This is a genomic window from Methylocystis sp. NC52PC, from assembly GCF_055698645.1.
Genome location: NZ_CP170127.1, coordinates 1120402 through 1143185 on the forward strand (window position 1 = coordinate 1120402; position 22784 = coordinate 1143185).

The 22784-nt window shown below is 66.7% G+C and carries 25 protein-coding genes; 15 read left to right on the top strand and 10 right to left on the bottom strand.

All coding sequences use genetic code 11. The annotated features are described in order from the left end of the window. Positions 1–3: 3 nt before the first annotated feature. Positions 4–1401 (top strand): NAD(P)(+) transhydrogenase (Re/Si-specific) subunit beta, encoded by a 1398-nt coding sequence (locus ACETII_RS07285; RefSeq protein WP_363350248.1) that lies wholly within the window; start codon positions 4–6, stop codon positions 1399–1401. A 279-nt stretch (positions 1402–1680) separates the two neighbouring features. On the opposite strand, the gene ACETII_RS07290 is transcribed toward ACETII_RS07285, so the two are convergent. Together ACETII_RS07290 and ACETII_RS07295 are read right to left on the bottom strand one after the other, a co-directional pair. Continuing rightward, on the bottom strand, positions 1681–4272 hold the full coding sequence (locus ACETII_RS07290) for a TonB-dependent receptor (RefSeq protein ID WP_363350249.1): 2592 nt from the start codon (positions 4270–4272) through the stop codon (positions 1681–1683). A 77-nt stretch (positions 4273–4349) separates the two neighbouring features. Beyond that, positions 4350–4718 (bottom strand): hypothetical protein, encoded by a 369-nt coding sequence (locus ACETII_RS07295; RefSeq protein ID WP_363350250.1) that lies wholly within the window; start codon positions 4716–4718, stop codon positions 4350–4352. Between the two features lie 151 nt (positions 4719–4869). Here ACETII_RS07295 and ACETII_RS07300 point away from each other — a divergent pair, with 151 nt between their 5' ends. From ACETII_RS07300 to ACETII_RS07335, 8 genes are all read left to right on the top strand, one after another. Further along, positions 4870–5289 (top strand): DUF2946 family protein, encoded by a 420-nt coding sequence (locus ACETII_RS07300; protein WP_363350251.1) that lies wholly within the window; start codon positions 4870–4872, stop codon positions 5287–5289. Between the two features lie 169 nt (positions 5290–5458). Continuing rightward, a complete protein-coding gene (locus ACETII_RS07305) occupies positions 5459–6103 on the top strand; it encodes a MotA/TolQ/ExbB proton channel family protein (RefSeq protein WP_363350252.1) in 645 nt (214 codons plus the stop codon). Continuing rightward, positions 6104–6607 carry an ExbD/TolR family protein gene (locus tag ACETII_RS07310; RefSeq protein ID WP_472787613.1) on the top strand — a complete coding sequence of 168 codons (504 nt, stop codon included), beginning with the start codon at positions 6104–6106 and terminating at the stop codon, positions 6605–6607. Beyond that, positions 6604–7317 carry an energy transducer TonB gene (locus ACETII_RS07315; protein ID WP_472787614.1) on the top strand — a complete coding sequence of 238 codons (714 nt, stop codon included), beginning with the start codon at positions 6604–6606 and terminating at the stop codon, positions 7315–7317. The genes ACETII_RS07310 and ACETII_RS07315 overlap by 4 nt, the downstream gene beginning before the upstream one ends. Before the next feature lie 57 nt (positions 7318–7374). After that, complete coding sequence (locus ACETII_RS07320) at positions 7375–7887, top strand: energy transducer TonB (protein ID WP_472787615.1); 513 nt, start codon at positions 7375–7377, stop codon at positions 7885–7887. A 4-nt stretch (positions 7888–7891) separates the two neighbouring features. Further along, the gene (locus ACETII_RS07325) at positions 7892–8188 is read left to right on the top strand and encodes a hypothetical protein (RefSeq protein WP_472787616.1); all 297 of its coding nucleotides are present in this window, start codon (positions 7892–7894) and stop codon (positions 8186–8188) included. 62 nt (positions 8189–8250) lie between these two features. Further along, positions 8251–9540 (top strand): sialidase family protein, encoded by a 1290-nt coding sequence (locus ACETII_RS07330; RefSeq protein WP_472787617.1) that lies wholly within the window; start codon positions 8251–8253, stop codon positions 9538–9540. Continuing rightward, complete coding sequence (locus ACETII_RS07335) at positions 9537–10016, top strand: TlpA family protein disulfide reductase (protein WP_472787618.1); 480 nt, start codon at positions 9537–9539, stop codon at positions 10014–10016. The genes ACETII_RS07330 and ACETII_RS07335 overlap by 4 nt, the downstream gene beginning before the upstream one ends. A 4-nt stretch (positions 10017–10020) precedes the next feature. On the opposite strand, the gene ACETII_RS07340 is transcribed toward ACETII_RS07335, so the two are convergent. The 3 genes from ACETII_RS07340 to ACETII_RS07350 all read right to left on the bottom strand — a co-directional run bounded on the left by ACETII_RS07340 (position 10021) and on the right by ACETII_RS07350 (position 13396). After that, the gene (locus ACETII_RS07340; protein WP_363350259.1) at positions 10021–10605 is read right to left on the bottom strand and encodes a cob(I)yrinic acid a,c-diamide adenosyltransferase; all 585 of its coding nucleotides are present in this window, start codon (positions 10603–10605) and stop codon (positions 10021–10023) included. A 3-nt stretch (positions 10606–10608) separates the two neighbouring features. After that, positions 10609–10797: a twin transmembrane helix small protein gene (locus tag ACETII_RS07345; protein WP_363350260.1), complete on the bottom strand. Its 189-nt coding sequence runs from the start codon at positions 10795–10797 to the stop codon at positions 10609–10611. Between the two features lie 160 nt (positions 10798–10957). Continuing rightward, positions 10958–13396 (bottom strand): TIGR02302 family protein, encoded by a 2439-nt coding sequence (locus ACETII_RS07350; RefSeq protein WP_472787619.1) that lies wholly within the window; start codon positions 13394–13396, stop codon positions 10958–10960. 128 nt (positions 13397–13524) lie between these two features. Here ACETII_RS07350 and ACETII_RS07355 point away from each other — a divergent pair, with 128 nt between their 5' ends. Then, positions 13525–14031: a hypothetical protein gene (locus ACETII_RS07355; RefSeq protein ID WP_472787620.1), complete on the top strand. Its 507-nt coding sequence runs from the start codon at positions 13525–13527 to the stop codon at positions 14029–14031. On the opposite strand, the gene ACETII_RS07360 is transcribed toward ACETII_RS07355, so the two are convergent. Further along, a complete protein-coding gene (locus ACETII_RS07360; RefSeq protein WP_363350264.1) occupies positions 14028–14252 on the bottom strand; it encodes a hypothetical protein in 225 nt (74 codons plus the stop codon). The genes ACETII_RS07355 and ACETII_RS07360 overlap by 4 nt on opposite strands. Before the next feature lie 74 nt (positions 14253–14326). Between ACETII_RS07360 and ACETII_RS07365 the strand changes: the two genes are divergently transcribed. Continuing rightward, on the top strand, positions 14327–14542 hold the full coding sequence (locus tag ACETII_RS07365; RefSeq protein ID WP_472787621.1) for a hypothetical protein: 216 nt from the start codon (positions 14327–14329) through the stop codon (positions 14540–14542). Between the two features lie 96 nt (positions 14543–14638). After that, on the top strand, positions 14639–14977 hold the full coding sequence (locus tag ACETII_RS07370) for a hypothetical protein (protein ID WP_472787622.1): 339 nt from the start codon (positions 14639–14641) through the stop codon (positions 14975–14977). A gap of 9 nt (positions 14978–14986) precedes the next feature. Here the strand turns inward: ACETII_RS07370 and ACETII_RS07375 are convergent, their stop codons facing one another. After that, entirely contained in the window at positions 14987–16312 is a 1326-nt protein-coding gene (locus ACETII_RS07375) for a dihydroorotase (protein ID WP_363350267.1), read from the bottom strand. Between the two features lie 97 nt (positions 16313–16409). Here ACETII_RS07375 and ygfZ point away from each other — a divergent pair, with 97 nt between their 5' ends. Beyond that, complete coding sequence (gene ygfZ / locus ACETII_RS07380) at positions 16410–17234, top strand: CAF17-like 4Fe-4S cluster assembly/insertion protein YgfZ (protein WP_472787623.1); 825 nt, start codon at positions 16410–16412, stop codon at positions 17232–17234. Here the strand turns inward: ygfZ and ACETII_RS07385 are convergent. The 3 genes from ACETII_RS07385 to ACETII_RS07395 form a co-directional block, all read right to left on the bottom strand. Next, positions 17231–19012, bottom strand: a complete 1782-nt coding sequence (locus tag ACETII_RS07385; protein ID WP_472787624.1) for a hydrogenase maturation protein — start codon at positions 19010–19012, stop codon at positions 17231–17233. The two genes, ygfZ and ACETII_RS07385, sit on opposite strands and share 4 nt — an antisense overlap. Continuing rightward, on the bottom strand, positions 19009–20079 hold the full coding sequence (locus tag ACETII_RS07390; protein ID WP_363350271.1) for a GlxA family transcriptional regulator: 1071 nt from the start codon (positions 20077–20079) through the stop codon (positions 19009–19011). The genes ACETII_RS07385 and ACETII_RS07390 overlap by 4 nt, the downstream gene beginning before the upstream one ends. 149 nt (positions 20080–20228) lie before the next feature. Beyond that, on the bottom strand, positions 20229–20387 hold the full coding sequence (locus ACETII_RS07395; RefSeq protein WP_363350272.1) for a hypothetical protein: 159 nt from the start codon (positions 20385–20387) through the stop codon (positions 20229–20231). 215 nt (positions 20388–20602) lie between these two features. Between ACETII_RS07395 and mch the strand changes: the two genes are divergently transcribed. Beyond that, positions 20603–21580 carry a methenyltetrahydromethanopterin cyclohydrolase gene (gene mch / locus ACETII_RS07400; RefSeq protein ID WP_472787625.1) on the top strand — a complete coding sequence of 326 codons (978 nt, stop codon included), beginning with the start codon at positions 20603–20605 and terminating at the stop codon, positions 21578–21580. Positions 21581–21755: 175 nt separating this feature from the next. Continuing rightward, complete coding sequence (locus ACETII_RS07405; protein WP_472787626.1) at positions 21756–22700, top strand: ATP-grasp domain-containing protein; 945 nt, start codon at positions 21756–21758, stop codon at positions 22698–22700. Positions 22701–22784 lie beyond the last annotated feature (84 nt).

A 22784-nucleotide genomic window follows, 5' to 3' on the forward strand; every position in this document is an offset into this window, starting at 1 on the left:
GGCATGAGCGCGAATATCGCAGCCCTTCTCTATCTCGTCGCCGGCGTGCTGTTCATCCTCGCGCTGCGCGGCCTCTCCTCGCCCGCGACGTCCCGAGAGGGCAATCGCTACGGCATGATCGGCATGGCCGTCGCCGTGGCCACGACGCTGCTCCTGCATCTGCCGCCGCTCTTCGGCCTCGTGCTGATCCTGATCGGGGCGGGGGCGGGCGGCGGGCTCGGCGCCTATGTGGCGCAGCGCGTGCCGATGACGGCGATGCCGGAACTCGTCGCCTTCTTCCATTCGCTCGTCGGCCTCGCCGCCGTGCTGGTGGCGGGCAGCGCCTTTTTCGCGCCGCAGGCCTTCGGCATTGGCGCGCCGGGCCATATCGAGGGCGGCAGCCTCTTCGAAATGTCGCTCGGCGCGGCGATCGGCGCGATCACCTTTACCGGATCGATCATCGCCTTTCTCAAGCTCTCCGAGCGCATGAGCGGCAAGCCGATCCTGCTGCCCGAGCGCCACACGATCAACATCATGCTCGGCGTTGGCCTCGTGGCGCTGATCCTGTTGTTCGTGACCACGGAATCGGGCCTCTGGCTCCTGGCGCTGATCCTCGTCTCCTTCGTGCTCGGCGTAACGCTCATCATTCCGATTGGCGGCGCCGACATGCCGGTCGTCGTCTCCATGCTCAATTCCTATTCGGGCTGGGCGGCGGCGGGCATCGGCTTCACATTGGGCAACCTCGCGCTGATCATCACCGGCGCGCTGGTCGGCTCCTCGGGCGCGATCCTCTCCTACATCATGTGCAAGGGGATGAACCGCAGCTTCATCTCGGTGATCCTCGGCGGCTTCGGCGGCGAGACGGTGGTCGGCGGCGGCGCCAAGGAGACGCGCAACGTCAAGCAGGGCTCGGCGGAGGACGCCGCCTATATCATGCAGAACGCCGGCAAGATCATCATCGTGCCGGGGTACGGCATGGCGGTGGCGCAAGCCCAGCATGCCCTGCGGGAAATGGCGGACCTGCTCAAGAAGGAAGGCGTCGAGGTCAGCTACGCGATCCATCCGGTCGCTGGCCGCATGCCGGGCCATATGAACGTGCTGCTCGCCGAAGCCAATGTGCCCTATGACGAGGTCTTCGAGCTCGAGGACATCAATTCGGAATTCGGCCAGGCGGACGTGGCTTTCGTCATCGGCGCCAATGACGTCACCAACCCGGCGGCGAAGACCGACAAGTCCTCGGCGATTTACGGCATGCCGATCCTCGACGTCGAAAGGGCGAAAACGGTCCTCTTTCTCAAGCGCGGCATGGGCTCGGGCTATGCGGGCGTGGAGAACGAGCTCTTCTTCCGCCCCAATACGATGATGCTGTTCGGCGACGCCAAGAAGACCGTCGAGGCGATCGTAAAATCGCTGTCGCACTGACGGAAGCGTCGCGCAATAAAGGGCCCGGGCGTTTTCGCCTGGGCCCAAAATTGCGAGGCGGCCTCGTCCTCCGAGACGCGCGCCTCGCGCGCTCCTCGGGATGAGGCCTAAGGTAAGGGTCTCGAACCCTGGAAAAGCCCCTCATGCTGAGGAGCCGCCAAAGGCGGCGTCTCGAAGCATGAGGAGCCTGCGCAGCAGGCGTCTCGATGCATGCGGGGGGCAGCCCGCGCCGACTCGTCAAAAAGCCCGGGAGCGGGCTCCCGGGCTTTTTTCGTTAGATCAATTCCAGTTGAAGGCCACCGGCTGGAACCAGGTCGAGACGTCCGGCAGGCCACCCTCGTCGCCGGTGAAGAAAATGCCCGGCGCGCCTTTCTTATCCCGCCCGAACTCATATTTCGCGGCGAAATAATAGGTCCGCTGCGGGAACGGGTGGAACAGGAAGTATTTGTAGTTGTTGACGTTGTCGATGCCGAAGTCGAAGGAGAACCGATCGCTCCACTTGTAGTTGATCTTGGTGTCGACGACGAAGAAGGGATCGAAGGCGAAGTAGATCCCATAGGCGCGGTCATTGTTCGCCATGGTGCGCCACAGTTTGCTCTGATAGCGCCCGGCGACCGTAAAGGACCAGCGGTCGTCCGGCCGATAGGTGATCGCCAGCGTCCCGCGCCAGTTCGGCACGTTCGGCACATTCTTGCCCGCCACCGAGGTCGCCCAGGGAATTTCGGCGTTTGCGGCGCTCGGGATCCAGGTCGGATTGGCGATGATGCGCGAGTTGAGCCAGGTCGCGCTGCCGAGCACCTCCAGCCCCCTTAGAAGAACATTGTCTTTCTGAAACGCGACTTCGACGCCGCTGTTGCGAATGCGCTGCACATTCGTCGGCGTCGAAGCGGTGATCGCCGTTCCGGGCACGACGGTCACCTGGCTGATGATCGCGTCGCGCACCTGCTCGTCGAAGAAGGACACGCGCGCGGTGCCGTCCGGCCCGATCCTGCGCTCGATCGCGAGCTCGGAGCTGATCGCATTCTCGGGGCGCAGATTGGGATTGGGATTGGTCACCTGTCCCGTGTTGGTGATGGTCGCCAGATTATAAAGTTCGCGCACGGTCGGGAAGCGATTGGCCATGCCGATCGAGCCCCGAACGGTCCAGTGATCGTCGTAGAAATATTCGAGCGAGCCCTTGGGCGAGAAGCGCGTGCTGTATTGGTTGGGCTGATAGATCGGCAGCCTGGTGCTGAGCGCGCCGGTAAGATTTGTGCCGAAAGCGTTGATGTTGGCCGACTGATTATAGCCGTTCGACGCCTGCCACACTTCGCCGCGGATGCCGGCCGTGAACTTGAGATCCTCGCGCAGCTTGATGGCGTCCTGCGCCCACAGCGCCTGCGTGCGGGTGGTGCCCTGCGCGATGGAGGCGGCGGTCCCCGTATTGGCGCCGAGCCCCGACGCCCAGTTGGAGGTCAGCCAGACCGGGTTGTTGAGGTGGAACTGGTCGCCGTGCACGCCGAAGCTGATGTCGTGGCCCTGGAGCGGACCTTCCGGCGGACGGGCGATGCCCTTGGCGTCGAAGAGCGTCCAATAGGTGCCCGTAAACACTGAGTCGCGGCCGTTGAGCGTAAAGCCGGCCGGCGGCGTCGCCGAGAAGGGCGAGACCTGATCGGACTGAAGATAAGTGAAATTCGACGCCGAAACCTCGAAGTCGAACGGACCGCCGCTGTTCGATCTGACCGCGGCGGCGTTCACCATGATCTTCTCCTGCACCCGGTAATAGGCGCTCGCGAAGTTCTGCAGCGCCGCCGTGCCCAGGAAGCTGGACGTCGGGCCCCAATTGGCGCCGTAGCCGGGAACGAGATAGTTCTCCGGATAGGACGTGCCGTCGTTGGACCAGAAGGCGAAAGTGTAGGTGCCGCGGATCGTGTTGGTGAAGTCGTAGGCGAGTTTGAGTTTGGCGTTGACCTGATCGTTGTTGAGATTGCCGCCCGAGCCGAGGACGTTGGCGAAGGTCGTGCCGTAGACGTTGCTCATGATGTACGAGCCGGGGATCAGCGCCGGCGTCGTCGTATAGGTGAGCGGCTGCTGCGAGCCGCGCTGCCAGTTGCCGGAGATCGTGTAGGAGAAGTCGCCGATCTTGTTGCCGACGAACATGCTCGTCACATTATTGACGAGGGTCTTGTTCGTGCCCCACAGGTGGAAATCCTGGATCGCCACCGTGTCTTTCACCGAGACTTCGAGCTTCTCCGGCATGCGCGTCGTGATTTTCAGCACGCCGCCGATGGAGTTGCCCGGATATTGCGCCGCGAAGGGTCCGTAGAGGAAGTCGACGCGCTCGATTTCTTCCGGCGCGACGAGGCCCCAGCGCGGGGCGCCGATGGTGTTATCGTTGCCGATCAATGCGGTAAGCAGGAGATCATCGGCGTAAACCAGGCTGCGGGCCGAGGAGCCGACGCCCCAGGTGCGGGTCTGCAGCACCGCCTGCGTGTCGCCGACATTGCGTTTGCGCACGAACAGGCTGGGCATGTACCGAACCGCGTCTTCGGTGTCGACGATATTGATCTTCCGCTCGATCTGCTGGCGCGTGACGCTCGCGACCGTATTGGGAAGCTGCCATTTCTCGACGAAGGCCGGCCTCCCGTCGGGAAGCGTCGGCGACCAGCGCGAGACGACGGGCGAGGGCGCGACCGGGACCGCGGGCCCCGGGCTCACGCCGGGCTGCGCGACGGCCGGGCCGGCGGGGCGCGCCGGGCCGCGGTTGACCGCGGCGCGGCGCTGGCCGCCGACGTCGATCGTCGGAAGATTGTGAGTCGCCATGGCTGGCGACAGGACGACGAGAGACAATGCGCCGGCGGAGACGCCGCGCAACAGAAAATAACGGGACATTTTGTTCGAGTCCTTCCGCGGGCGCCGAACGGGGCGGCGCGTCTGATTTGGCGCTTGGCCTTGTTTTTTCGTTCGAATCAGACTGCGGAAGGCGGCGCGCGGGCAGGCGCGTTCAGATTAATGGCGGAACGGGGCGCGGGAGCGTCGCGCTCGACGAAAGCGACGCGCAGGTAAAAGCGGAGCGCCTGCGCCAGGAAATAGGGCGGCTCGCCACTAATGACGCTGAAGCCGAGCTGACAGAGCGAACAGCTTGCGTGGTCAGCGCCCAACGGCGCCTGCGCCGGGGCGCCCTTGACGTCTGCGGGAGCCGAAGCCTGCGCGGCGACAATCTGGCGATGGCAGAAGACAAAGCCGTCACGCGCCGCCGCGGCGCCCGCGAAGGACGCGCCGAGCTGTGTCAGCAAAGCGACACAGACAATCAGCGATGCGAGTAGCCTCTTGCGCATTCGTCGTCCGGTTGAGACCCCGTCGTCCCCAAAATCGCGCGAACGCTTTTCTGCGCGACTCGACATCGACCGCGAGACTTTGCCGTCGAATGACCACGGGTCCAAGCCGTCGCGCGTTGTCAAAGATTAAAAAATCAACTAAGAGACTTTTATGTCACAGTTGCGCCACATCAGCCGCAGGATACGCGCCGTCATCGCGGTCATCGCGGTGTGGGGGCTGATGTTCAGCGTCTCGGCGTCAGGCGCCGCAGCCGCGAACGCAACTGATTTAATCTTCAAAAACAACGCTGCGGCGCATGGCGGGCTTTTCGCCTGCTTCAAGCGTCACATGACGCAGCGCGCCGACTCGATTGGCGAAAAAGCGCGGCACGGGCAGGACTCGACGAAGCATCAGTGTCCCTGCTGCCTCGCGGCGCATTCCGCGGCGGCCGTGCTGCCGCACAGGCTGGCGACGCCCGTTGCGCCGAATCGCGCGCCGACGCGCATCCAGCTTCTCGCCGCGACGGCCTATGAGCCGGAGAGCGTCGCCTTTCATTCCGCACATGGCGCAAGGGCGCCGCCGCGAAGCTAATTTGGAATTTTTCCGATCGGCGCCCCGTAACGCTGGCCCAGCGGCTGCATGCGGTTAAAATGGCCGGTCAGAGGCGCCTTTCGCGTCTTGATCATAACTAAAAATCAAAAGAAGACGCCTGCTGTCGCAGGTTCGCGCGCGCGTCTCGATAGAAGAATGAGTGAGTTCTATGGATCATACCTCGCTTTCCCCGCTCGCCATGTTCCTCAACGCCGGCCCGGTGGGCAAGGTCGTCATGGCGTCGCTGCTCCTCGCCTCGATCTGGACCTGGGTTCTCATCATAGAAGCGACCGTCGCCGTTCTGCGCATCGGCAAGGCGGCCCGCGAGGCCCGCGCCGGTCGGCCGATCGGCGTGCTCGAGCCGGTTGCGGAGGCGGGCCGCGAGGCTTTCGCCCTCGACATTCCGGACGAGACCGTGGGCGACAAGCGCGAGCGCGTCGCCGAGAACATGAGCCGCGCGGCGCGCGAATTTCTCACCAAGGCGGAAGGCGGCCTGCCCAACCTCGCGGTCATCTCCTCCGTCGCGCCTTTCGTCGGCCTGTTTGGAACCGTCTGGGGCATCATGACGAGCTTCGCCGGCATCGCCCAGTCGCAGGACACGAGCCTTGCGGTGGTCGCGCCGGGCATCGCCGAGGCGCTCGCCGCCACCGCCTATGGCCTCGCGGCCGCCATTCCCGCGTCGGTCGGCTACAACCGCATCGGCGCGGCCTTCGCCCGCGCCGGCCAGCAGGTCGCCCATTACATCGAAGACGAGGCGCTGCGCATGACGAGCGCCGGCGCGGCCCGCGCCCGCCAGCAGAAGGAGGCCGCATAAATGGGGCTTCCGACGCGCTTCAAAAACAATAACGACCTCTACCAGCCGCTCGCCGACATCAACGTCACGCCGCTCGTCGACGTGATGCTGGTGCTGCTCATCATCTTCATGGTGACGGCGCCGCTGCTTGCAAAAGGCGTAAAGGTCAATCTGCCGCAAGCCAGCGCGGCGCAGCCGATCAACCAGAAGGACCCGATCGTCGTCACCGTCGGCAAGGACGGCAAGGTATCGCTCGGCGCCGATCCGGTTTCCGAGGACGCGCTCATCGACGGCATCAACGCCATGATGGGCGACGACCGCACCCGCGTCGTGCATGTGCGCGGCGACACCGAGGCGGTCTACGGCGAGGTCGTCGCCGTGATGGACAAGCTCGCGACGCATGGCATCACCCACATTGCGATCATGACCAATTCGCGCAGCAAGACCGGTCCGGCCGTGAGCAAGGCCGCCGCGCCCGCGGCTCAGGCTCCGGCTCCGGCTCCGGCGGGAGGAGCGGCGAAATGACCGATCTCGCGCTTTCGCCCGGGGTCGCCGGCCAGCGGGATCAGGAGCCGGCGGGTCCCCCGCCGGTCAACCCGCCCTGGCTGCGCCCGGTCGCGACCACCGCCATTGTCGCCGCGCATCTCGCCGTTTTCGCCGCCTTCCTGTTCGCGCCCGCGCCAAAGTCGATCTCGCTCGACTCCCTCACCATGGACCTGGTGCAGGAAGGCGATTTCATCGAGCAGGAGGAAGTGAGCGCAGCGGAGGACACGCCGCCGCCCGTCGCCGTCGAGCAGCCTGAAGTTGCGCTTCCGCCGCCGGTTGTGATGGCCCCGGACGCCATCCCGCTCGCCATGAAGAAAGAGGATGTCGAAAAGGTCGAGCGCAAGCGGGAGGAGCAGAAGCAGGTCGAGCGCGCCGAGCAGCGGCGCGAGGCGCAGGCGCGCAGGCGCGCAGGCGCGCCGGAAGCCGGCGGCGGCTCGGGGGCCTCGCAGGCGTCCTGCCTCGCCCATGTGGCGGCTTCTCTGCGTCAGCACACGCCGGGCTCGACGAGCCTCGGCGCCGGCTCCGCCCATGTGACCTTCCACGTCAATGCGGGCGGCGGCATTTCGGGCGTCTCGGCCTCCGGCTCCACGCCCGCTCACGCGGCGCTGGCGCGGCGCATCGTCGCCTCGTCGCGCGGGCCCGGAAACTGCGGCTCTGCTTACGTAAGCCAGGCTTTCGCCTTTCACTGACGCTTGGACGGCGGGTTAATTGGACCCGCCGCCTCTATTTTGCGGAAAGCGACAAACATGAACGCCCTTCCCCGCTGGCGCGTCGCGCTTCTTTGCGCGCTCGCCTTTGGCGGCGTCGCGCGCGCCGAACCCCCCAAGCCGGCGGCCCCCGCCCCTGCCCCTGCTTCGCCGGCGGCCGCGCCCGCGCCTTCGCTTGCGCCGAAACCTGCCGCCGCCCCTGCCCCGGCCTCTCCGGCGGCGCAGCAACCCCCGCCGGCGGCCCCGGCCGCCGCGTCCGGCCAGAAGCCGGCGCCGCAAGCCGCCGCCCCCGGCGGCATGTCGGAGAGCAAATATCTGAGCCTGCTCTACGCCGAGATCGCAAAACACACGCCCGAGGAAAATACCGCCGGCCCGGGCGAAGTTGTGGCGAGCTTCATCATCGGCCCCTCGGGCAGGGTGACCAAAGTGACGATCGACAAGACGTCGAGCCCGACCCATGCCGACGTCGTCAAGAAGATTTTGTCCGAGGTCGTGACGCCGCCGCCGCCGGGGGGTTCCCTGGACGTCGGGCAGACGTTCAAATTCCGGTGATCGGATGAGACCGTCCGCGGCCCTTCTCCTGCTCTCTTTCGCGGCGACGCCAGCGTGCGGCTTCGAATGGGACGACGGCCGCGGGGCCTTTCCCTTCCGTCCGGCGACGACGCGCCACTATGAGGCGGCGCCCGATCGCGACGCGACCGTGCGCGCGCGCCGCAGCGCCCAACGCGACGGGCTTTATGTGATCTCCTCGACGCGCCCGGCGCCTCCATTGATTTTGCGCTCGACTGTCTCGGGACTGCGCGCGCAGCCGGCGCGCCGCCCGGAAGCGATCGAGACCCTCGAGTTCCACTAGGCGACAAACCGCCAAAAGGTCAGAAGCGCTTGAAAGCGTCGAAGCATCGAGAGACGAACACAATGACTCCAAGCCATTATCCCTCCCGTCGCGCCGGCGTCTTCGCCGCGTTTTTGCTTCTCGTTCCCGCAACCGGTCTGGCCGAAGAGGCGGCGGCGCCGTCCGCGCCGGCTGCTCCCCCGCCCGCGCCCGCCGCCGCGAGCCATCACGCCGCGCCCGCCTGCAGCGAGGCCAAGCCGGCCTGCGCGATGACGGTTAATCCCGCCTTCGACAAGAAGGGGACGCTCTGGGTCGCCTTTGCGGTGGGGAGGTCCGTCTATGTCGCGAGCTCCCCCGACGGCGGCAAAAACTTCTCGGCGCCCGCGACCGTGGCGACGATCGGCGACGGCGTCATCGACTCACATGGCGACGCGCGGCCCAAGGTCGTCCCGCTCGCCGACGGAACCCTCCTCGCAAGCTATACGACGCGGCCCGACAAGCAGATGATCGGCACGATCTTCACCGCGCGCTCGACTGACGGCGGCAAGAGCTTTTCTCCGCCGCAGCCGATGCTGACCGAAGGCGGCCAGCGTTTCGAGACCTTCGTCGTGACGCCCAAGGGCCGCGTCTATGCGGGCTGGCTCGACAAGACGAACCTTCTCAAAGCCAAGGCCGAGGGCAAGGAGTTCGAAGGCAGCGGCGTCGCCTTTGCCTGGTCCGACGACAAGGGGCAGACCTTCGCGGGCAAGAAAATCCTGCTCGACCATGCCTGCGAATGCTGCCGCATGTCCTCGGCGGTCGACCGTGACGGCCTGCCGGTCTTCCTCTGGCGGCAGGTGTTCGACGGCAATATCCGCGACCATTACGCGGCGAAACTCTCAGCCGACGGCGCGACGCTGTCCGGCGGGCGCGTCAGCGACGACGAATGGGCGATCAACTCCTGCCCGCATCACGGGCCGAGCCTCGCGATCGACGCCAATGGCGTCTGGCATGTCGTCTGGTTCACCAAGGGCAAGAAGCGGCAGGGGCTCTTCTACGCCGCGAGCGCCGACGGCGGCAAAAACTTCTCCGCGCCGGAGAAATTCGGCGACGACGCCAAGGCGCCGGGACACCCGGCGGTCATCGCCGCCAAGGGTCGGCTCTATCGCGTCTGGAAGGAGTTCGACGGAACGACGACGACGATTCCGATGCAGATGTCGCGCGACGGGGGCAAGAGCTGGAGCGCGCCCAAAGTCGTCGCCGAGACCGCCGACGCTTCGGACCATCCCGAACTCATCGCCGACAGGAAGACCGCCTATCTCTCCTGGGCGACGCATAAGGAAGGCTATCGACTGCTGCCGCTTCCGCGCGACGAGAAGAGCGCCGCGAAATGAGGCGATTCATTTTTGTCGCCGTGTGGGTCGCCGTCGCGTTCGTGGGACCGGCGTCGGCGCTCGACTTCAAGCCCTATGGCCGCGGCGCTTTCGCACAGATCGTCAAGGCCCATGGAGGGCGGCCGTTGGTGATCCACTTCTGGTCGGTGACCTGCCCGCCCTGCATCGCCGAACTCCCGCAATGGGCGAAGATGCTCGAGGCGCAAAAAGGCGTCGACATCATCTTCGTGAATACGGACGGCGAGGAGGATCGCCCCCGCGCCGAAGCCCGCCTCGAAAAGGCCGGGCTCGGCAAGGCCGCGCATTACGGTTTCGCCGACGACTTCGTCGAGAAGCTTTATTTCGAGGCCGACAGAAGCTGGCGCGGCGAATTGCCCTTCACCGCGCTGGTCGCGCCCGATGGGCAGGTGACGACCGTCACCGGCGCCGTAGACGATCCGCTCGTCGTCAATTGGCTGGGAAAGGCCGGCAGGTGACGCCTCACCGCGTCGCGCCGGGCTTCCACAGCACGTCGCCCGTCTCGCGGTTCACATGGCGCGAGGCGACGAAGAGGAAGTCGGAGAGACGATTTACATAGGCGAGCGCCGTTGTGGACAGGTCCTCGCCTTCCGTCTCCATCAGCGTCACCATCACGCGTTCGGCGCGGCGGCAGATGGTGCGCGCCAGGTGCAGATGCGCCGCCGCCGCCGTCCCGCCGGGCAGCACGAAGGACCGTAAGGGCGCGAGACCGGCGTTGAGCGCGTCGATCTCCTTCTCCAGCCGCTCGACCTGCGAGGGCAGAATCACGAGCCGCATGGCGGGATCGAGGGGCTTTTCAGGATCGTGCGGCGTCGCGAGTTCGGCGCCGAGGTCGAAAAGATCGTTCTGGATGCGCTCCAGCATCTGGTCGAGGGACGCGTCGCGCGGTTCGATCGCGAGGCGCGCCACGCCGATCGCCGCATTGGTCTCGTCAATCGCGCCATAGGCCTCGACGCGAATGTCGTCCTTGCGCCGGCGCGCCCCGGTTGCGAGCGAGGTCGCCCCTTTGTCGCCGCCGCGCGTGTAGATTCTGTCGAGCTTGACCACGGATCAGCGTCCCCGGAACCAGAGAACCGTCAGCGCGATCGCGAGCGCCAGGAACTGCAGGCCGACGCGCCAGCGCATGAGCATCTGGGAGCGTTGCGGCGCGCCCTCGCCGCCGCGGAACATGTTGAAAAAGCCCGCGAGCAGCACGACAAACACCGCCGACGCCGCGATGAACACCAGAAGATTGGACATTCCGCCCCCTTGGGAAGCCGGTTCCAGCGCAAGGCCGGGCTCCCCTCTGTTGTTTCCCGCCTGTTCCGCGCCCGGAGGTTCGATCCTGAAAAAACGCGCCTTGTGGCTGTGCGGGTCCTTGCTCAGCAAGTAGACAAGCGCCCGCGCGAGAGCAAGGCCGTTATCGCGTCAGCAGCCTTTGCAGATAGTCGAGCTCCTCGGCCGGGCGTTCGGGCTGGCCGAGGCGGCGGCGCAGCTCCTCCTGCACGCGATGGGCGCGCTGCGCCGGCGGCAGGCCGAGCGGATCATATTTGCCGCGCGTGCTGGCCTGTCCGCCCGAGGAGCGGCCGAGCGGATCGCGTCCCTTCCCGTGACGCGCGCGGCGGCCCTTGCCCTGCCCCTGCTGGCCGTCGTCGCCGGCTTCGCCTTCCTGACCGCCCTGCATCTGCTGGGCGAGCTTGCCCGCCCCCTTGCGCAGCGAGTCGACCGCGCGGCCCTGCGCCTCCACCGCCTTGCCGCGGCCCTCGCCGCCCGGGCCGAGCGCCTGCTCCGCCTCCTTCATCGCCTTGCGGGCGTCGTCGAGGTCTTCGCCCGCCTCGCCGGCGTCGTCTTTCAGCGCGTCCTGCTGGCGTTCGAGCTTCTGGCGCAGGGCCTCCTGCCGCTGGCGTTCGGCGCCGGCCTCGGCGCCTCCCTGCTTCGGCTCGCCGCCGCGCGCCGCCCTCTGGTCCTCCAACGGGGATTTGAGACCCTGGAAGGTGTCGTCGCGCAGCTGCTGCTCCTCGCGCGACAATTGGTCGAGTTCGCTCAAGCTGCGCTGCATCTCGCGCTGGCGCGCCTTGCGCGCGGCGCTCGCGGCGCTGCTCGTCTCGCCGGTCTGGGCGTTCTCCATGATGTCCTGCAGATCGTCGAGCAGCTTTTGCGCCTGCGCCATGTCGCCGGATTTCGCCGCTTGTTCGATTTCGTCGAGCATCGACTGGAGATCGTCGGCCGTGACGCTGTCGGGGTCGTCGGCGCTCGCCTCGGGCGTCTCGCCGGATCGGGGCCGGGCGCCGACCTGCTCGAGGAATTTCTCGAGAGCCGCACGCAACTCCTCAGTGCGCTTGGCGATTTCCTCCTCGCTGTCGCCGCGCGCCATAGCCTCGCGCAGCGCCTGCTCCGCCGCGCGCAGGTCGCGTTCAGCCTCGGAGGCGCCGCCGTCTTCGAGATGGAGCGCCATGGCCCAGAGCATGTCGGCGACGCCGCGCAGCTCGTCGTCGGTGCGACGCCCCTCGAGGCTGCGGCGCGCCGCGCGCAGGCCGAGATGGACGTTGGAAGGCGTCTCGAAGGCCTCCGGCGCAAGAGCGAGCGCCTCCAGCGCGGCGCGGACGGTGGCGCGCGCGTCCGGATCGAGCGCGAGGATGCGCCGCTGCTCGACGAGGGCCTTGGCCAGCGGCTTGGTGAAGCGCCGCTGCGGCAAGATGATCTCGACGGGCTCGGAGGCGCCCTCGTTGCCGGCCGCGTCTTTGGCGACGAGGCGCATGGTCGCGACCGCGCCGGCATAGGGGCTGTCGGCGAGATCGAGTGTCGCGCGGCCGTCGCCGAGCCCGCCGGCGCCAGCCGGCAGATCGAGCGGCAGGCGAGGCGGCTCGTAGAGCGCGCGGCCCGTTCCCTTCCGGCTGAAGACCGCCTCGGCGCTGACGACGCCGTAGTCGTCCTCCAGGCGATAGGCGAGGGTGAGGGTCCCGCGCGCATTGTTGCGCGGATGTCCGTCGAGGGCGATCTGCGGCGGGAGGTCGGGGATGGCTTCGACGTCGAAACGGCGGCCGTCCGGCAGATCGACGCGCGCCGGGCCGGCGAGCCGATAGGCCCGCTCCGGGGCGCCCTGGCTCTCGGCGGGCGCGAGCGCGCCGCTGACGTCGACGCCAGCGTCCGCCGGCCGCAGGCGCAGCGTCGAATTCACCGGCGCCGTGACGGAGCCGCTCTCCTGTGAGAGCACGATCGGCGGGCGGCCCGTATAGGCCGGGGGCTCGAACCAGGCGTCGATGCGCTGCGCCGAGGCGAGCCGATGCGGCGCGCGCCAGTCGAAAGCCGAAGCCAACCGCGCTCCCTTCTCCTCGCCCGCGACGAAGGCCGCCGCCACCGCGGCGACGAGCGCGAAGGCCCGCAGCGCATAAGGGTCGCGCTCGGGCAGCCGCGGGCGCGGGGCGAGGACCGGCGTTTCGGCGAGCGCCGACTCGAGACGCTTGCGATGCAGCGCCCAAAGCGCGGCCGTCGCGGGATCGGCGGCCCCGCCCGCGAGCGTGTCGTCGAGCGAGGCGGCGGGTTTGAGCGGTCCGATCGCCGCCGAGTCGAGACGGGCGGCGGCGGCGCGGCGGCGCGGGTAGCCGCGGCCGATCTCGCGCGCGATCACGAGCAGGGCGGCGAAGCTAAAGAGCGCGACCCCCGCCATGCGCGCCTCGACCGGGGCCGCGCGCCACAGGCCGAGCCAGGCGAGCGTCAGAAAGAACAGCGCCAGCGTCGCCAGGGCGGCCCCAAGCCGCAACAGCCGCTCGGCGAGGATGGCGCGCGCGGATTTGCGCAGCGCCTGGTCGAGCGCCGTGGGCTTTGGCGCGGGCTTCTTGTTCTTGGGAGAATCGTCCATTCGCGCTCCGGCGAGACGGGTGTCCGTCCTGGTACGGTTTTTCTTGATTATACAGGCGAAAACGCGGGCGCGAAGCGGCAAATCTCGGGATTGTTCGCCTTTTGCAGGTAGGGACGCTTAAATGCCCCATGACCCGCGCCCGCAAAACGTCGCCCGACATCGTCTCCGACCCTTCCGCCGACCTTTCCGCGCTGCCGGCGCCGGTCCAGGCCATCCGCAACAAGATCCTCGCCGCTTTGGAGAAAAACGACGTGGAGGCGTTGCGCGTCCCGATCGACTGGAATGAGGTGCGCCCGCTTTTCGCCAAGAGCGGCAGCTTTCCGGCGGGAACGGATCCGATCGAGATTTTGAAAAAGCTCTCCTTCGACGGCAAGGGACGCGAGACGATGGACCTCGCTCGCGCCATTCTGGCTCAACCATTCGTGCGGATGACGCGCGGACCGGTCACGCTCTACGAATGGCCGGCTTTCGCCCGGCGGCCGGCGCCGCCGACGAACCCGGACGACTCGCCCGCCCGGTGGGCCTGCGTGCGCTTTGGCGATCTGGCGCGCAGCAACGCGGCGGGCAAGCCCCATCCGACGCGGATCGGAATCGCGTCGGACGGCGTGTGGCATTACTTCTGGAGCGAGGATTAGATTTCGCGCGACTGCTCGTGCGGCTTGGCGTGCGAGCGGCCCTCTTCCTCGGCGCGCTTCAGCGCCTCGGCTTCTTCCGTCTCCAGCGCGTGTTCGGCGTCTTTCGCGGCGGGCTCGACCTTGCCGCTTTCGACGAATTTTCGTTGGGCGTCGTTATATTGCTTGGCGGCGGTCCGATTGCCTTCGCCTTCGTTGCGCGCCGCTTCGTTCGGATTGTTCATCTCGCCTCTCCTTGAAGGGGAGCCATGGCATTTAGCGCGCGTGCGGCCGAAAGCGATTCCGGTTTCGGCGAAGATTGACGCGGAAAGATTCTCGCGTATCGGGAGGGACAGCCGACGCCAAACGCCCAAGGAGCGGCCTGGCGGCCGGCCTGTTCGGCGGACTGGCGCTCGGCATGATCGCCGGGGCGGCGGCCTACCCGGGCGACGGCTATTGGGGCTGGGGCGGCCGCCCATCCTATGGCTATTATGGCGCGGCCTATCCCGCCTTTGGCTATCGCTGCGGCTGCTAGCGGCTGAGCGCCCGTTGGCGTAGGATCGCCTCAAGGGGCGAAAACGAGATGCAACCGCGCTCGACGCGCTTGCGTCAGCAGGAGTTCAGCCGCGCAATGAGACGTCTCAGCGTTTGTCTTTTCCTTCTCGCCTCGCCGGCCTTCGCCGGATCGGTCGCGTCGCCGAACTGGAACGTCCCCAATAAGGACGTGGTGTTGCGTTGCGCGCCGCTGCCTTACGAGATTCACTGTTCGATCTCGCGCATGGCCAATCCCGAATACAGCTCCTTTTGCTTTTACGTCGCCAGCGACCGACGATCTTACCCGATGAAACGCGACTATCGCTTCGGCTTCTCGAATCCGATTGTCACTCTTAAGGTGACGAACGGCCTGCAAATAAGCGCCGATCTGACAGAGCTCAAATCCGGCGCCCATGCGCGCTGCGTGGAGTCGTAAGGAAGCCTCTTACAAGGCCGCCTGAAAGCGCACCGGCCGTCCGGTCGAAGGCGTGACGAGTTCGCCCTCCCACATCACTTTGGCGCCGCGCACGATCGTGCCCACCGGCCAGCCGGCGACCGTCACGCCATGGAAGGGCGTCCAGCCGACGCGCGACGCCACCCATTCGTTGCGGATGGTCTCGCGGCGTTTCATATCGACGATGGTGAGATCGGCGTCATAGCCTTTGGCGACGCGCCCCTTCCCCGCCATGCCGAAGAGTCGCAACGGCCCCGCGCTTGTCAGATCGACGAAACGCGCCAGCGTCAGCCGGCCTTCGTTCACCGCGTTGAGCAGCAGCGGCACGAGGGTTTGCACGCCGGTCATGCCGGAGGGGCTTTTTGGATAGGGCTGCGCCTTCTCCTCGAGCGTATGCGGCGCATGGTCGGAGCCGATGACGTCGACGACGCCCTGCCGCAAGCCTTCCCACAGCGCGTCGCGATGGCGCGCTTCGCGCACGGGCGGATTCATCTGCGCGAGCGTGCCGATGCGGCCATAGGCTTCGGCGTCGAGCACGAGATGGTTGGGCGTGACTTCGACGCTCGCCAGATCCTTGTGCGCGGCGAGCAGCTCGATCTCTTCTGCAGTCGTGACATGCAGCACATGGATGAGCGCGCGCTTCTCTTGCGCAATGGCCAGCAGCCGCCGCGTCGAACGCAGCGCCGTCTCGACGTCGCGCCACACCGGATGACTCGCCGGATCGCCGTCGACGCGCAGGCTCTTGCGTTCGTTGAGCCGCTCCTCGTCCTCGCTGTGAAAGGCGACGCGCCGTCGCGTATGCGACAGCACCTCGGCGATCCCCGCGTCATCCGCGATCAGCAGCGAGCCGGTGGAGGAGCCCATGAAAACCTTGACGCCCGCGGCCCCTGGCAAGCGCTCCAGCTCGGCAAGATCCTTGGCGTTCTGATGCGTGCCGCCGACCCAGAAGGCGAAGTCGCAATGCATGCGGCCCGTCCCGCGCGCAACCTTGTCGGCAAGCTGCGTAGCGTCGGCGGTGAGCGGGTTGGTGTTCGGCATTTCGAAGACCGCCGTCACGCCGCCCATGACGGCGCTGCGCGACCCCGATTCGAGATCTTCCTTGTGGGAAAGGCCGGGCTCGCGAAAATGCACCTGGGTGTCGACGACTCCAGGCAGGATATGCAGGCCCGTGCAGTCGATCCGCTCGGCCGCCGCGGCGCGGGACAGGTCGCCGATTTCGGCGATCTTGCCGTGGCGTACGCCAAGGTCGCGCCGCCCCTCGCCGTCCTGGTTGACGAGAGTGCCGCCGGAGAGGATGACGTCGAAACTCTGCTGCATGAATGGCGCCCCGCTTGCAAGTTTGCGATCAAGATAAGCACAAGTCGGCGGCGCGCCAAGCATGCGCGCGATATCGCAATCAACGGAAAAGACGATAATGACGACGGCAATTCCGCTGGCGGACCGCGGCGTGATCGAGGTTTCCGGCGAAGACGCGGCGAAGTTCCTGCATAATCTCGTGACGAACGACGTCGCGGGCTTGACGCCGGGAGACGCGCGCTTCGCCGCTCTGCTCACGCCGCAGGGGAAAATTCTGTTCGATTTTGTCGTCTTCGCGCTCGGCGAGGGACGCTTTCTGCTCGATTGTCCGCTTTCGCTCGCGGGAGATCTCGAGAAGCGGCTCAACCTGTACAAGCTCCGCGCCAAGATCACGATCGCCAACCGCAGCGATAGTCTCGAAGCCGTCGCCTTTCCGCACGCGACCGAGACTCCGGCGGTCGAAATGCTGGCGCTGGCGCCCGAGCCGCGGTCGGCGGCGCTGGGCTGGCGCGGGATCGCCGAGAGGGGCCGGATCGCCGCTTCCGGCGCCCCCGAGGATTACGAAGCGCGCCGCATCCGCGCCGGGGTTCCCAAGGGCGGCGTCGACTTCGCCTATAGCGACGCTTTTCCGCATGAAGCCGACATGGACCTTTACGCCGGCCTCGACTTCAAGAAGGGCTGCTATGTCGGACAGGAGGTCGTCTCGCGCATGAAGCACCGCAATCTGGTGCGAAAGCGCGTCACGCCCTATCGCGCCGCCGGCGGCGCGCCGGCGCCGGGCGAACCCATCCGCGCCGGCGAAATCGAGATTGGGATCACCGGCTCGGCCGTCGGCGAGGAGGGCCTCGCCCTCATCCGCCTCGACCGCCTCGCCGACGCCAGGGAAAAAGGCGACGCGCCAATGGCCGGCGGCGTCGCCCTCGACTTCGTCGAGCGCAGCTAGACCGCGGCGACCGCGCGCGGCGCGGGCTTCGCCTTAGCCGGGCGGGCGCGGCCTTTGAAGACGAAGTTCTCGCGCGCCCGATGATAGGCCGGATCGGGTCCGAAGAAATTCGCCTTCATGCGGGCAAGCTCCTCGGCCCGATAGGCGGCGAGCGGCTTGGCGCGCTCGTCGCGCACGCGTTTTTCGTGCTTGTCGCGCAGCAGGCTCCAGAAATCCGCGCGCCGCGCCGTTTCGACGGCCTGCGCCGTCACGCCCCGCACAAAGGCCTCCGCGTCGCCGGCGACGACCTCGTCGACGAAGCCGATGGAGAGGGCTTCGCGGGTCCCCATGGGACGGCAGGCCTGCGCCAATTCCTGCGCATGCGCCGAGCCGACCCGCCTCGGCAGCACATAGGTCCAATACTCCGAACCATAAAGCCCGCCCATGCTCCGATAATGTGGATTGAGCACGACGCTCTCGCGCGCCACGACGCGATCAGCGGCCAGAGCGAGCATCGCCCCGCCGGCGCCGGCGTTGCCCGTCATCGCCGCGATGACGATATGAGACATGGTGTTGAGGATTTCACAGACGAGATCGTCGATCGCATTGATATTTCGCCACGATTCGAGCGCCGGATCGGGGGCCGCCTCGATGATGTTGAGATGGATGCCATTCGAGAAGAAGTCCCTGCCGCCATGCAGCACGATGACGCGAGTCGGGCGGCTGCGGGCGAAAAGGAAGGCGTCTCGCAGGCGATAGCACTGCTGCGTGCTCATCGCGCCATTGTAGAAGTCGAAGTGGATATGGCCGACGCCGTCCCGCTCGACATAGCGGATTTCGCGATAGCTGCGATAATCGATCTCGGCCACGACCGGCAGCACCGACTCTGGAACGCCGAAGAGCAGCGGCCCGAGTATTTGCGCCGCCGGCAGCTTGACGCCGGAGACCGGGCAGAAGTCCGGTTCGCAATAGGCGCAACCCCCCTCCTGAGTGAAGTGGCCACAGTCGGGACCCGGGGCGCCGCTCTTGAGCTTCAAATGGCTGATCCAGACCGCGCCGTCGACCGTCGCGCGGCAGATGGCGCCGTCGCGCCTGGCGATGACGGCGCCGGGCGCGCCCTTCAGCCGGTCCTCGCCATGCGCCCCATAAAGGAAAACCTGCAGGCCGAAAAGTTCGTCCAAAACGCCCGGCGCGCTGTCGGCCGCGCGCATCTTGCGGAGAACCGTCTCCGTTCGGTCCCGCGACCAGTCGATCGCGCGGTCCCGCTGGGTCATCGCCGGGCGCAGGCGCCCCCGCGCCTCGGGCCGCGCATAGTCGAGCGGGAGAGGCCGGAACCGGCCGGATTCGAATTTCTCCACCGCCTCCAGCACGCCGCGCACCGCCGCCTCCGTGACGGCGTTGCGGTAGAGGCTGCCCTTGGCGTCGGCGACAGGCGGCAATTGAAACTCATGGCTTGCCCAGATCGGTCCAGCGTCCATCTCGGCGGCGGCCTGCAGGACCGTGACGCCCCAGCGTTCAGCGCCCTCCATGATGGCCCAGTCGAGCGAGGACGGCCCGCGATCGCCCATGATTCCCGGATGCACAATGAGGCAGACGCGACGCCGCCAGATCGCCTCCGGCACGGCGGCCTTGAGCATTGGCGCGACGATCAAATCAGGATTGTCGCGCGCGACCGCGTCGACCATCGCTCTCTCGCTATCGGCGATGGCGACTGAAATGGCGTGACCCCGCTCGGTCAATTCGATCAGCAGTCGCTGGCTCAGGCTATTGTGCGCAGTGGTCAAAAATAAAATTTTCATGTCGACCCCCAGTGATCGAAGAAACTGGATTGAAAACGGTCGCGATATTCGAGCGGCCCCACGTCGAGATGGCGTTTGAAGGCGCGGCGCAGGCGATCCACGGTCGCGAAGCCGCAGGCCTGCGCAATCGCCTGTAAGGGAAGGCTGGTTTGTTCGAGCCGGCACCGCGCCGCCTCGACTCGGGCGCGCTCGACGAAGCGCGCGGGGGTCACGCCGGTTTCCGACAGGAAGCGGCGCGCGAAGTTGCGCGGACTCATCGCGGCCTGATCCGCCAGCCGTTCGACGGAGAGGTCGAGATGGCAATTGGCGAGAACCCAGGCCTTGAGCTCGGCGATGTCCCGGCATCCGGCGTTGGGGTCCTCCAAGAAAGGACTGAATTGCGCCTGGCCGCCGGGACGGCGCAAAAACACGACCATCAGGCCCGCGACCTGGCGGGGGACCTCGCGGCCGAGGTCCTCCTCGATGAGCGACAGCGCGAGATCAATCCCGGCGGTAATGCCCCCCGAGGTGTAGACCCCGCCGTCGCGCACGAAGATGCGATTGGGATCGACGCAGAGCTTCGGATAGGCGCGCGCGAGCTCGTCGCAGTAAAGCCAGTGCGTGGTGACCCTGCGATTGTTGAGCAGACCGGCGCTGGCGAGAAGGAAAGCGCCAGTGCAGATCGAGGCCAGCCGGCGCGTACGCGCCGCCACGCGCTTGATCCAGTCGATGAGTTCGACGTCGGCGCTCGCCGCCATCGCCCCCTCGCCGCCAACGACGACGAGCGTATCGAGCCCCTCGACGATGTCGGCGCATCCGAGCGGCGCGGCGATCTGCAGGCCGCATTTCGCTGTGACCATGCCTTTGGCCGCGGCGATCACGACAATCTGGTAACCGGGTTCGTTCTCCCGTCCCCTGAGGCAGAGGACCCGGTCGGCGTAATAGAATGCGTCGAGCGGGCCGCAAAGATCGAGAATTTCAAAGTCGCCGTAGATCAGAAACCCGATCTTGCGGACGCGCCTTAATTGATCCGGACGTCTTTCGCGGGAAAGCAGATCTGGGTCAAATGGAGATTTGGCAATCGACATCGCGCGATCTTCTCGCCTGCGGCAAATACGCGCAATGACAAAAAGACGGTAGTTTCTGCCAAGAAATGGCGGCCCGCTTTACGCAAGCGAGCGCGTGAGAGCCAAAATAATACGTTCGGCCCGATAGATAGCAGTCGGATTGGATGCGTTCAGCGATGCAAGACGTCCAGCGCCAAATCGAGCGCGCGCACGACCCCGACGTTGGCGAAGACGATCGCCGCGACCGCGGCGACGACGACGACGAGATCCCACGAAGACACACGCTTCTGCGCCGCGGCCGACGCGCGGTCCATAAACTGATTGTCCATAATCGCCCCCCACTGCGACCCGCAACGGCGCTAAAGGCTCGACATGACGGCTATGTGACGAAGGTTAATACCGTCTATAACGCTGTAAGAGCCGCTTTCGTTTCGTTGCGAAGCTCGATAAGTTCCGCCCGCGCCAGCGGGTTGTTTTCGCAAAGACTAGTTCGGCGAAGGCAATGCCGGTAGAGCCAATGGCCAATACGAGGGAAGGACCACAAGTGAGCGCAAGCGAAAACACAGGCCGCGCGACGGCCAGCGTGAACACTCTCGCAGGCGAGATCGTCGACCGGCTCGTCGCCGGCGCCGAGAAATATCGCGTCGCCGTCTCGCGCGGCAGCCTCGGGGAACTGCTCATCGACGCCGGCGCCAAGGCCGCGGGCGGGATCGACGCCGGGCTGCTGCTCACCGAAATCTGCATGGGCGGGCTCGGCAAGGTCACGCTTTCGCCGGCGCCCGGCGCGTCCAAATGGCCGTTCTGGCTCACGGTCTCCAGCAACGATCCCGTCGTCGCCTGCCTCGCCAGCCAATACGCGGGCTGGAGCCTGCAGCATGAGAAATTCTTCGCGCTGGGCTCGGGGCCCGGCCGCGCCCAGGCGCGGGTCGAGAAGCTCTTCGAGGAACTGTCCTACAAGGACCGCGCCAACCGCGTGACCATCGTGCTCGAAAGCGGCTCGCCGCCGCCCAAGGAAGTGGTCGAGAAAGTCGCGTCGAAGTCCGACGTCTCGCCCGACAAGGTCGCTTTTGTCTATGCGCCGACGCAGTCGCTCGCGGGCAGCGTGCAGGTCGTCGGCCGCGTGCTGGAAGTCGCGCTGCACAAGGCGCATGAACTGCATTTCCCGCTCGAGAACATCGTCGACGGAATCGCTACGGCGCCGCTGTCGCCCCCGCATCCGGATTTCGTCCAGGCGATGGGGCGCACCAATGACGCGATCATTTACGCCGGTCGCGCCCATCTCTTCGTGAAAGGACCGGCGGCGGCGGCGAAGGAACTCGCCGAAAAGCTGCCGAGCAGCAATTCGCGCGACTATGGCCAGCCTTTCGCCGAGATCTTCAAAACCTATAAGGGCGACTTCTACAAGATCGACGGCAGCCTGTTCTCGCCGGCGGAAGCGCTGGTCACGGCGGTCGAGACCGGCGAGACCTTCCGCGCCGGCAAGATCGACGAGGCGCTGCTCGACAAGTCGTTCGGCGGATAGCGCGCACACGGTGTATCCGCGTCTATCCGCGCCTATCCGAGTCATGGCCGGGCTTGACCCGGCCATCCTTTGCGCCGATCCGGAATGTCATGGTTAAAGGTGGCGGCCCCGCGCATCTTTGGCGCCGTTTTGTCGCCGGAGGCGCAGTACGTGGACAGCCGGGACAGGCCCGTCGATGACGACCTCTGTCTCGGCCATGACGCCGCGCGTCGCGATTTTCACCGACAAGCTCGACTGGCATGTCGAGCATACCGTCGCGGCCTTCCGCGCGCTGGGCGCGACGCCGGTCGCCGTGCGGCTTGCCGCCTGCCGCATCGACACGACGCGCCCCAACGGCCTCGCGATTCCCGGCTTTCACGCCCTGCCCGACCTCGCCGTGGTGCGCGCCATTGGCGACGGCTCGCTCGAGGCCATCACCATGCGGCTCGGCGCGCTGCATGCGCTCGAGGCGTTGGGCGTCCCGCTCGTCAATGGCCCCCGCGCCATCGAGCGCTGCACCGACAAAAGCATGGCGAGCTTCCTGTTGGCTCGGGCCGGCGTCCCCGCGCCCGAGACTCTTGCGACGCAATCCTTGGCGCAGGCGCGCGCCATCGCCCGACGCGAATGCGCGCGAGGGCCGCTGGTGATGAAGCCGCTCTTTGGCGCGCAGGGCTGGGGGCTTCGTCTCATCGAGACCGAACGCGACGTCCCATCGCTCGAAGAGGCGCGCGGCGTCTTTTATCTGCAGCGCTTCGTCGGTCCGGCGCGACCGCCCTATGAGGACATGCGCATCCTCGTCTCGCGCGGCGAGATCGTCGCCGCCATGAAGCGGCGCTCGAGCCACTGGATCACCAATGTGCGGCAGGGCGCGCGGCCAATCGCGGTTACGCCGACTCCCATCGAGCGCGACATGGCGCTTGCAGCCGCCGGGGCGATGGGAACGATCGTGGCCGGCGTCGATCTCATCGCGGACGCCGACGGACGCCCCATGGTCCTGGAGGTCAACAGCATGCCCGGCTGGAGCGGCCTGCAACGGATCACCGCTTTCTCGATCGCCGAAAGGCTGGCTGCGGACGCGCTCGCTTTCGTCCCGGGCGCCCGCGTTCCTTCTCCCAACACCGCGGGAACAGGGTTAAGTTGAAACGCGACATCTTGCACGCCTCCAGACATCGAGACGAAGGTTTGACCGCTCCTTCCGCCCCTCGTCTCGACCCGCTCTCCGCCG

Bases quoted from the DNA above. Each gene is read 5' to 3' on its own strand.
- ACETII_RS07285 (WP_363350248.1), top strand. From the start codon at position 4: ATGAGCGCGAATATCGCAGCCCTTCTCTATCTCGTCGCCGGCGTGCTG.
- ACETII_RS07290 (WP_363350249.1), bottom strand. From the start codon at position 4,272: ATGTCCCGTTATTTTCTGTTGCGCGGCGTCTCCGCCGGCGCATTGTCT.
- ACETII_RS07295 (WP_363350250.1), bottom strand. From the start codon at position 4,718: ATGCGCAAGAGGCTACTCGCATCGCTGATTGTCTGTGTCGCTTTGCTG.
- ACETII_RS07300 (WP_363350251.1), top strand. From the start codon at position 4,870: ATGTCACAGTTGCGCCACATCAGCCGCAGGATACGCGCCGTCATCGCG.
- ACETII_RS07305 (WP_363350252.1), top strand. From the start codon at position 5,459: ATGGATCATACCTCGCTTTCCCCGCTCGCCATGTTCCTCAACGCCGGC.
- ACETII_RS07310 (WP_472787613.1), top strand. From the start codon at position 6,104: ATGGGGCTTCCGACGCGCTTCAAAAACAATAACGACCTCTACCAGCCG.
- ACETII_RS07315 (WP_472787614.1), top strand. From the start codon at position 6,604: ATGACCGATCTCGCGCTTTCGCCCGGGGTCGCCGGCCAGCGGGATCAG.
- ACETII_RS07320 (WP_472787615.1), top strand. From the start codon at position 7,375: ATGAACGCCCTTCCCCGCTGGCGCGTCGCGCTTCTTTGCGCGCTCGCC.
- ACETII_RS07325 (WP_472787616.1), top strand. From the start codon at position 7,892: ATGAGACCGTCCGCGGCCCTTCTCCTGCTCTCTTTCGCGGCGACGCCA.
- ACETII_RS07330 (WP_472787617.1), top strand. From the start codon at position 8,251: ATGACTCCAAGCCATTATCCCTCCCGTCGCGCCGGCGTCTTCGCCGCG.
- ACETII_RS07335 (WP_472787618.1), top strand. From the start codon at position 9,537: ATGAGGCGATTCATTTTTGTCGCCGTGTGGGTCGCCGTCGCGTTCGTG.
- ACETII_RS07345 (WP_363350260.1), bottom strand. From the start codon at position 10,797: ATGTCCAATCTTCTGGTGTTCATCGCGGCGTCGGCGGTGTTTGTCGTG.
- ACETII_RS07350 (WP_472787619.1), bottom strand. From the start codon at position 13,396: ATGGACGATTCTCCCAAGAACAAGAAGCCCGCGCCAAAGCCCACGGCG.
- ACETII_RS07355 (WP_472787620.1), top strand. From the start codon at position 13,525: ATGACCCGCGCCCGCAAAACGTCGCCCGACATCGTCTCCGACCCTTCC.
- ACETII_RS07360 (WP_363350264.1), bottom strand. From the start codon at position 14,252: ATGAACAATCCGAACGAAGCGGCGCGCAACGAAGGCGAAGGCAATCGG.
- ACETII_RS07370 (WP_472787622.1), top strand. From the start codon at position 14,639: ATGAGACGTCTCAGCGTTTGTCTTTTCCTTCTCGCCTCGCCGGCCTTC.
- ACETII_RS07375 (WP_363350267.1), bottom strand. From the start codon at position 16,312: ATGCAGCAGAGTTTCGACGTCATCCTCTCCGGCGGCACTCTCGTCAAC.
- ygfZ (WP_472787623.1), top strand. From the start codon at position 16,410: ATGACGACGGCAATTCCGCTGGCGGACCGCGGCGTGATCGAGGTTTCC.
- ACETII_RS07385 (WP_472787624.1), bottom strand. From the start codon at position 19,012: ATGAAAATTTTATTTTTGACCACTGCGCACAATAGCCTGAGCCAGCGA.
- ACETII_RS07390 (WP_363350271.1), bottom strand. From the start codon at position 20,079: ATGTCGATTGCCAAATCTCCATTTGACCCAGATCTGCTTTCCCGCGAA.
- ACETII_RS07395 (WP_363350272.1), bottom strand. From the start codon at position 20,387: ATGGACAATCAGTTTATGGACCGCGCGTCGGCCGCGGCGCAGAAGCGT.
- ACETII_RS07405 (WP_472787626.1), top strand. From the start codon at position 21,756: ATGACGACCTCTGTCTCGGCCATGACGCCGCGCGTCGCGATTTTCACC.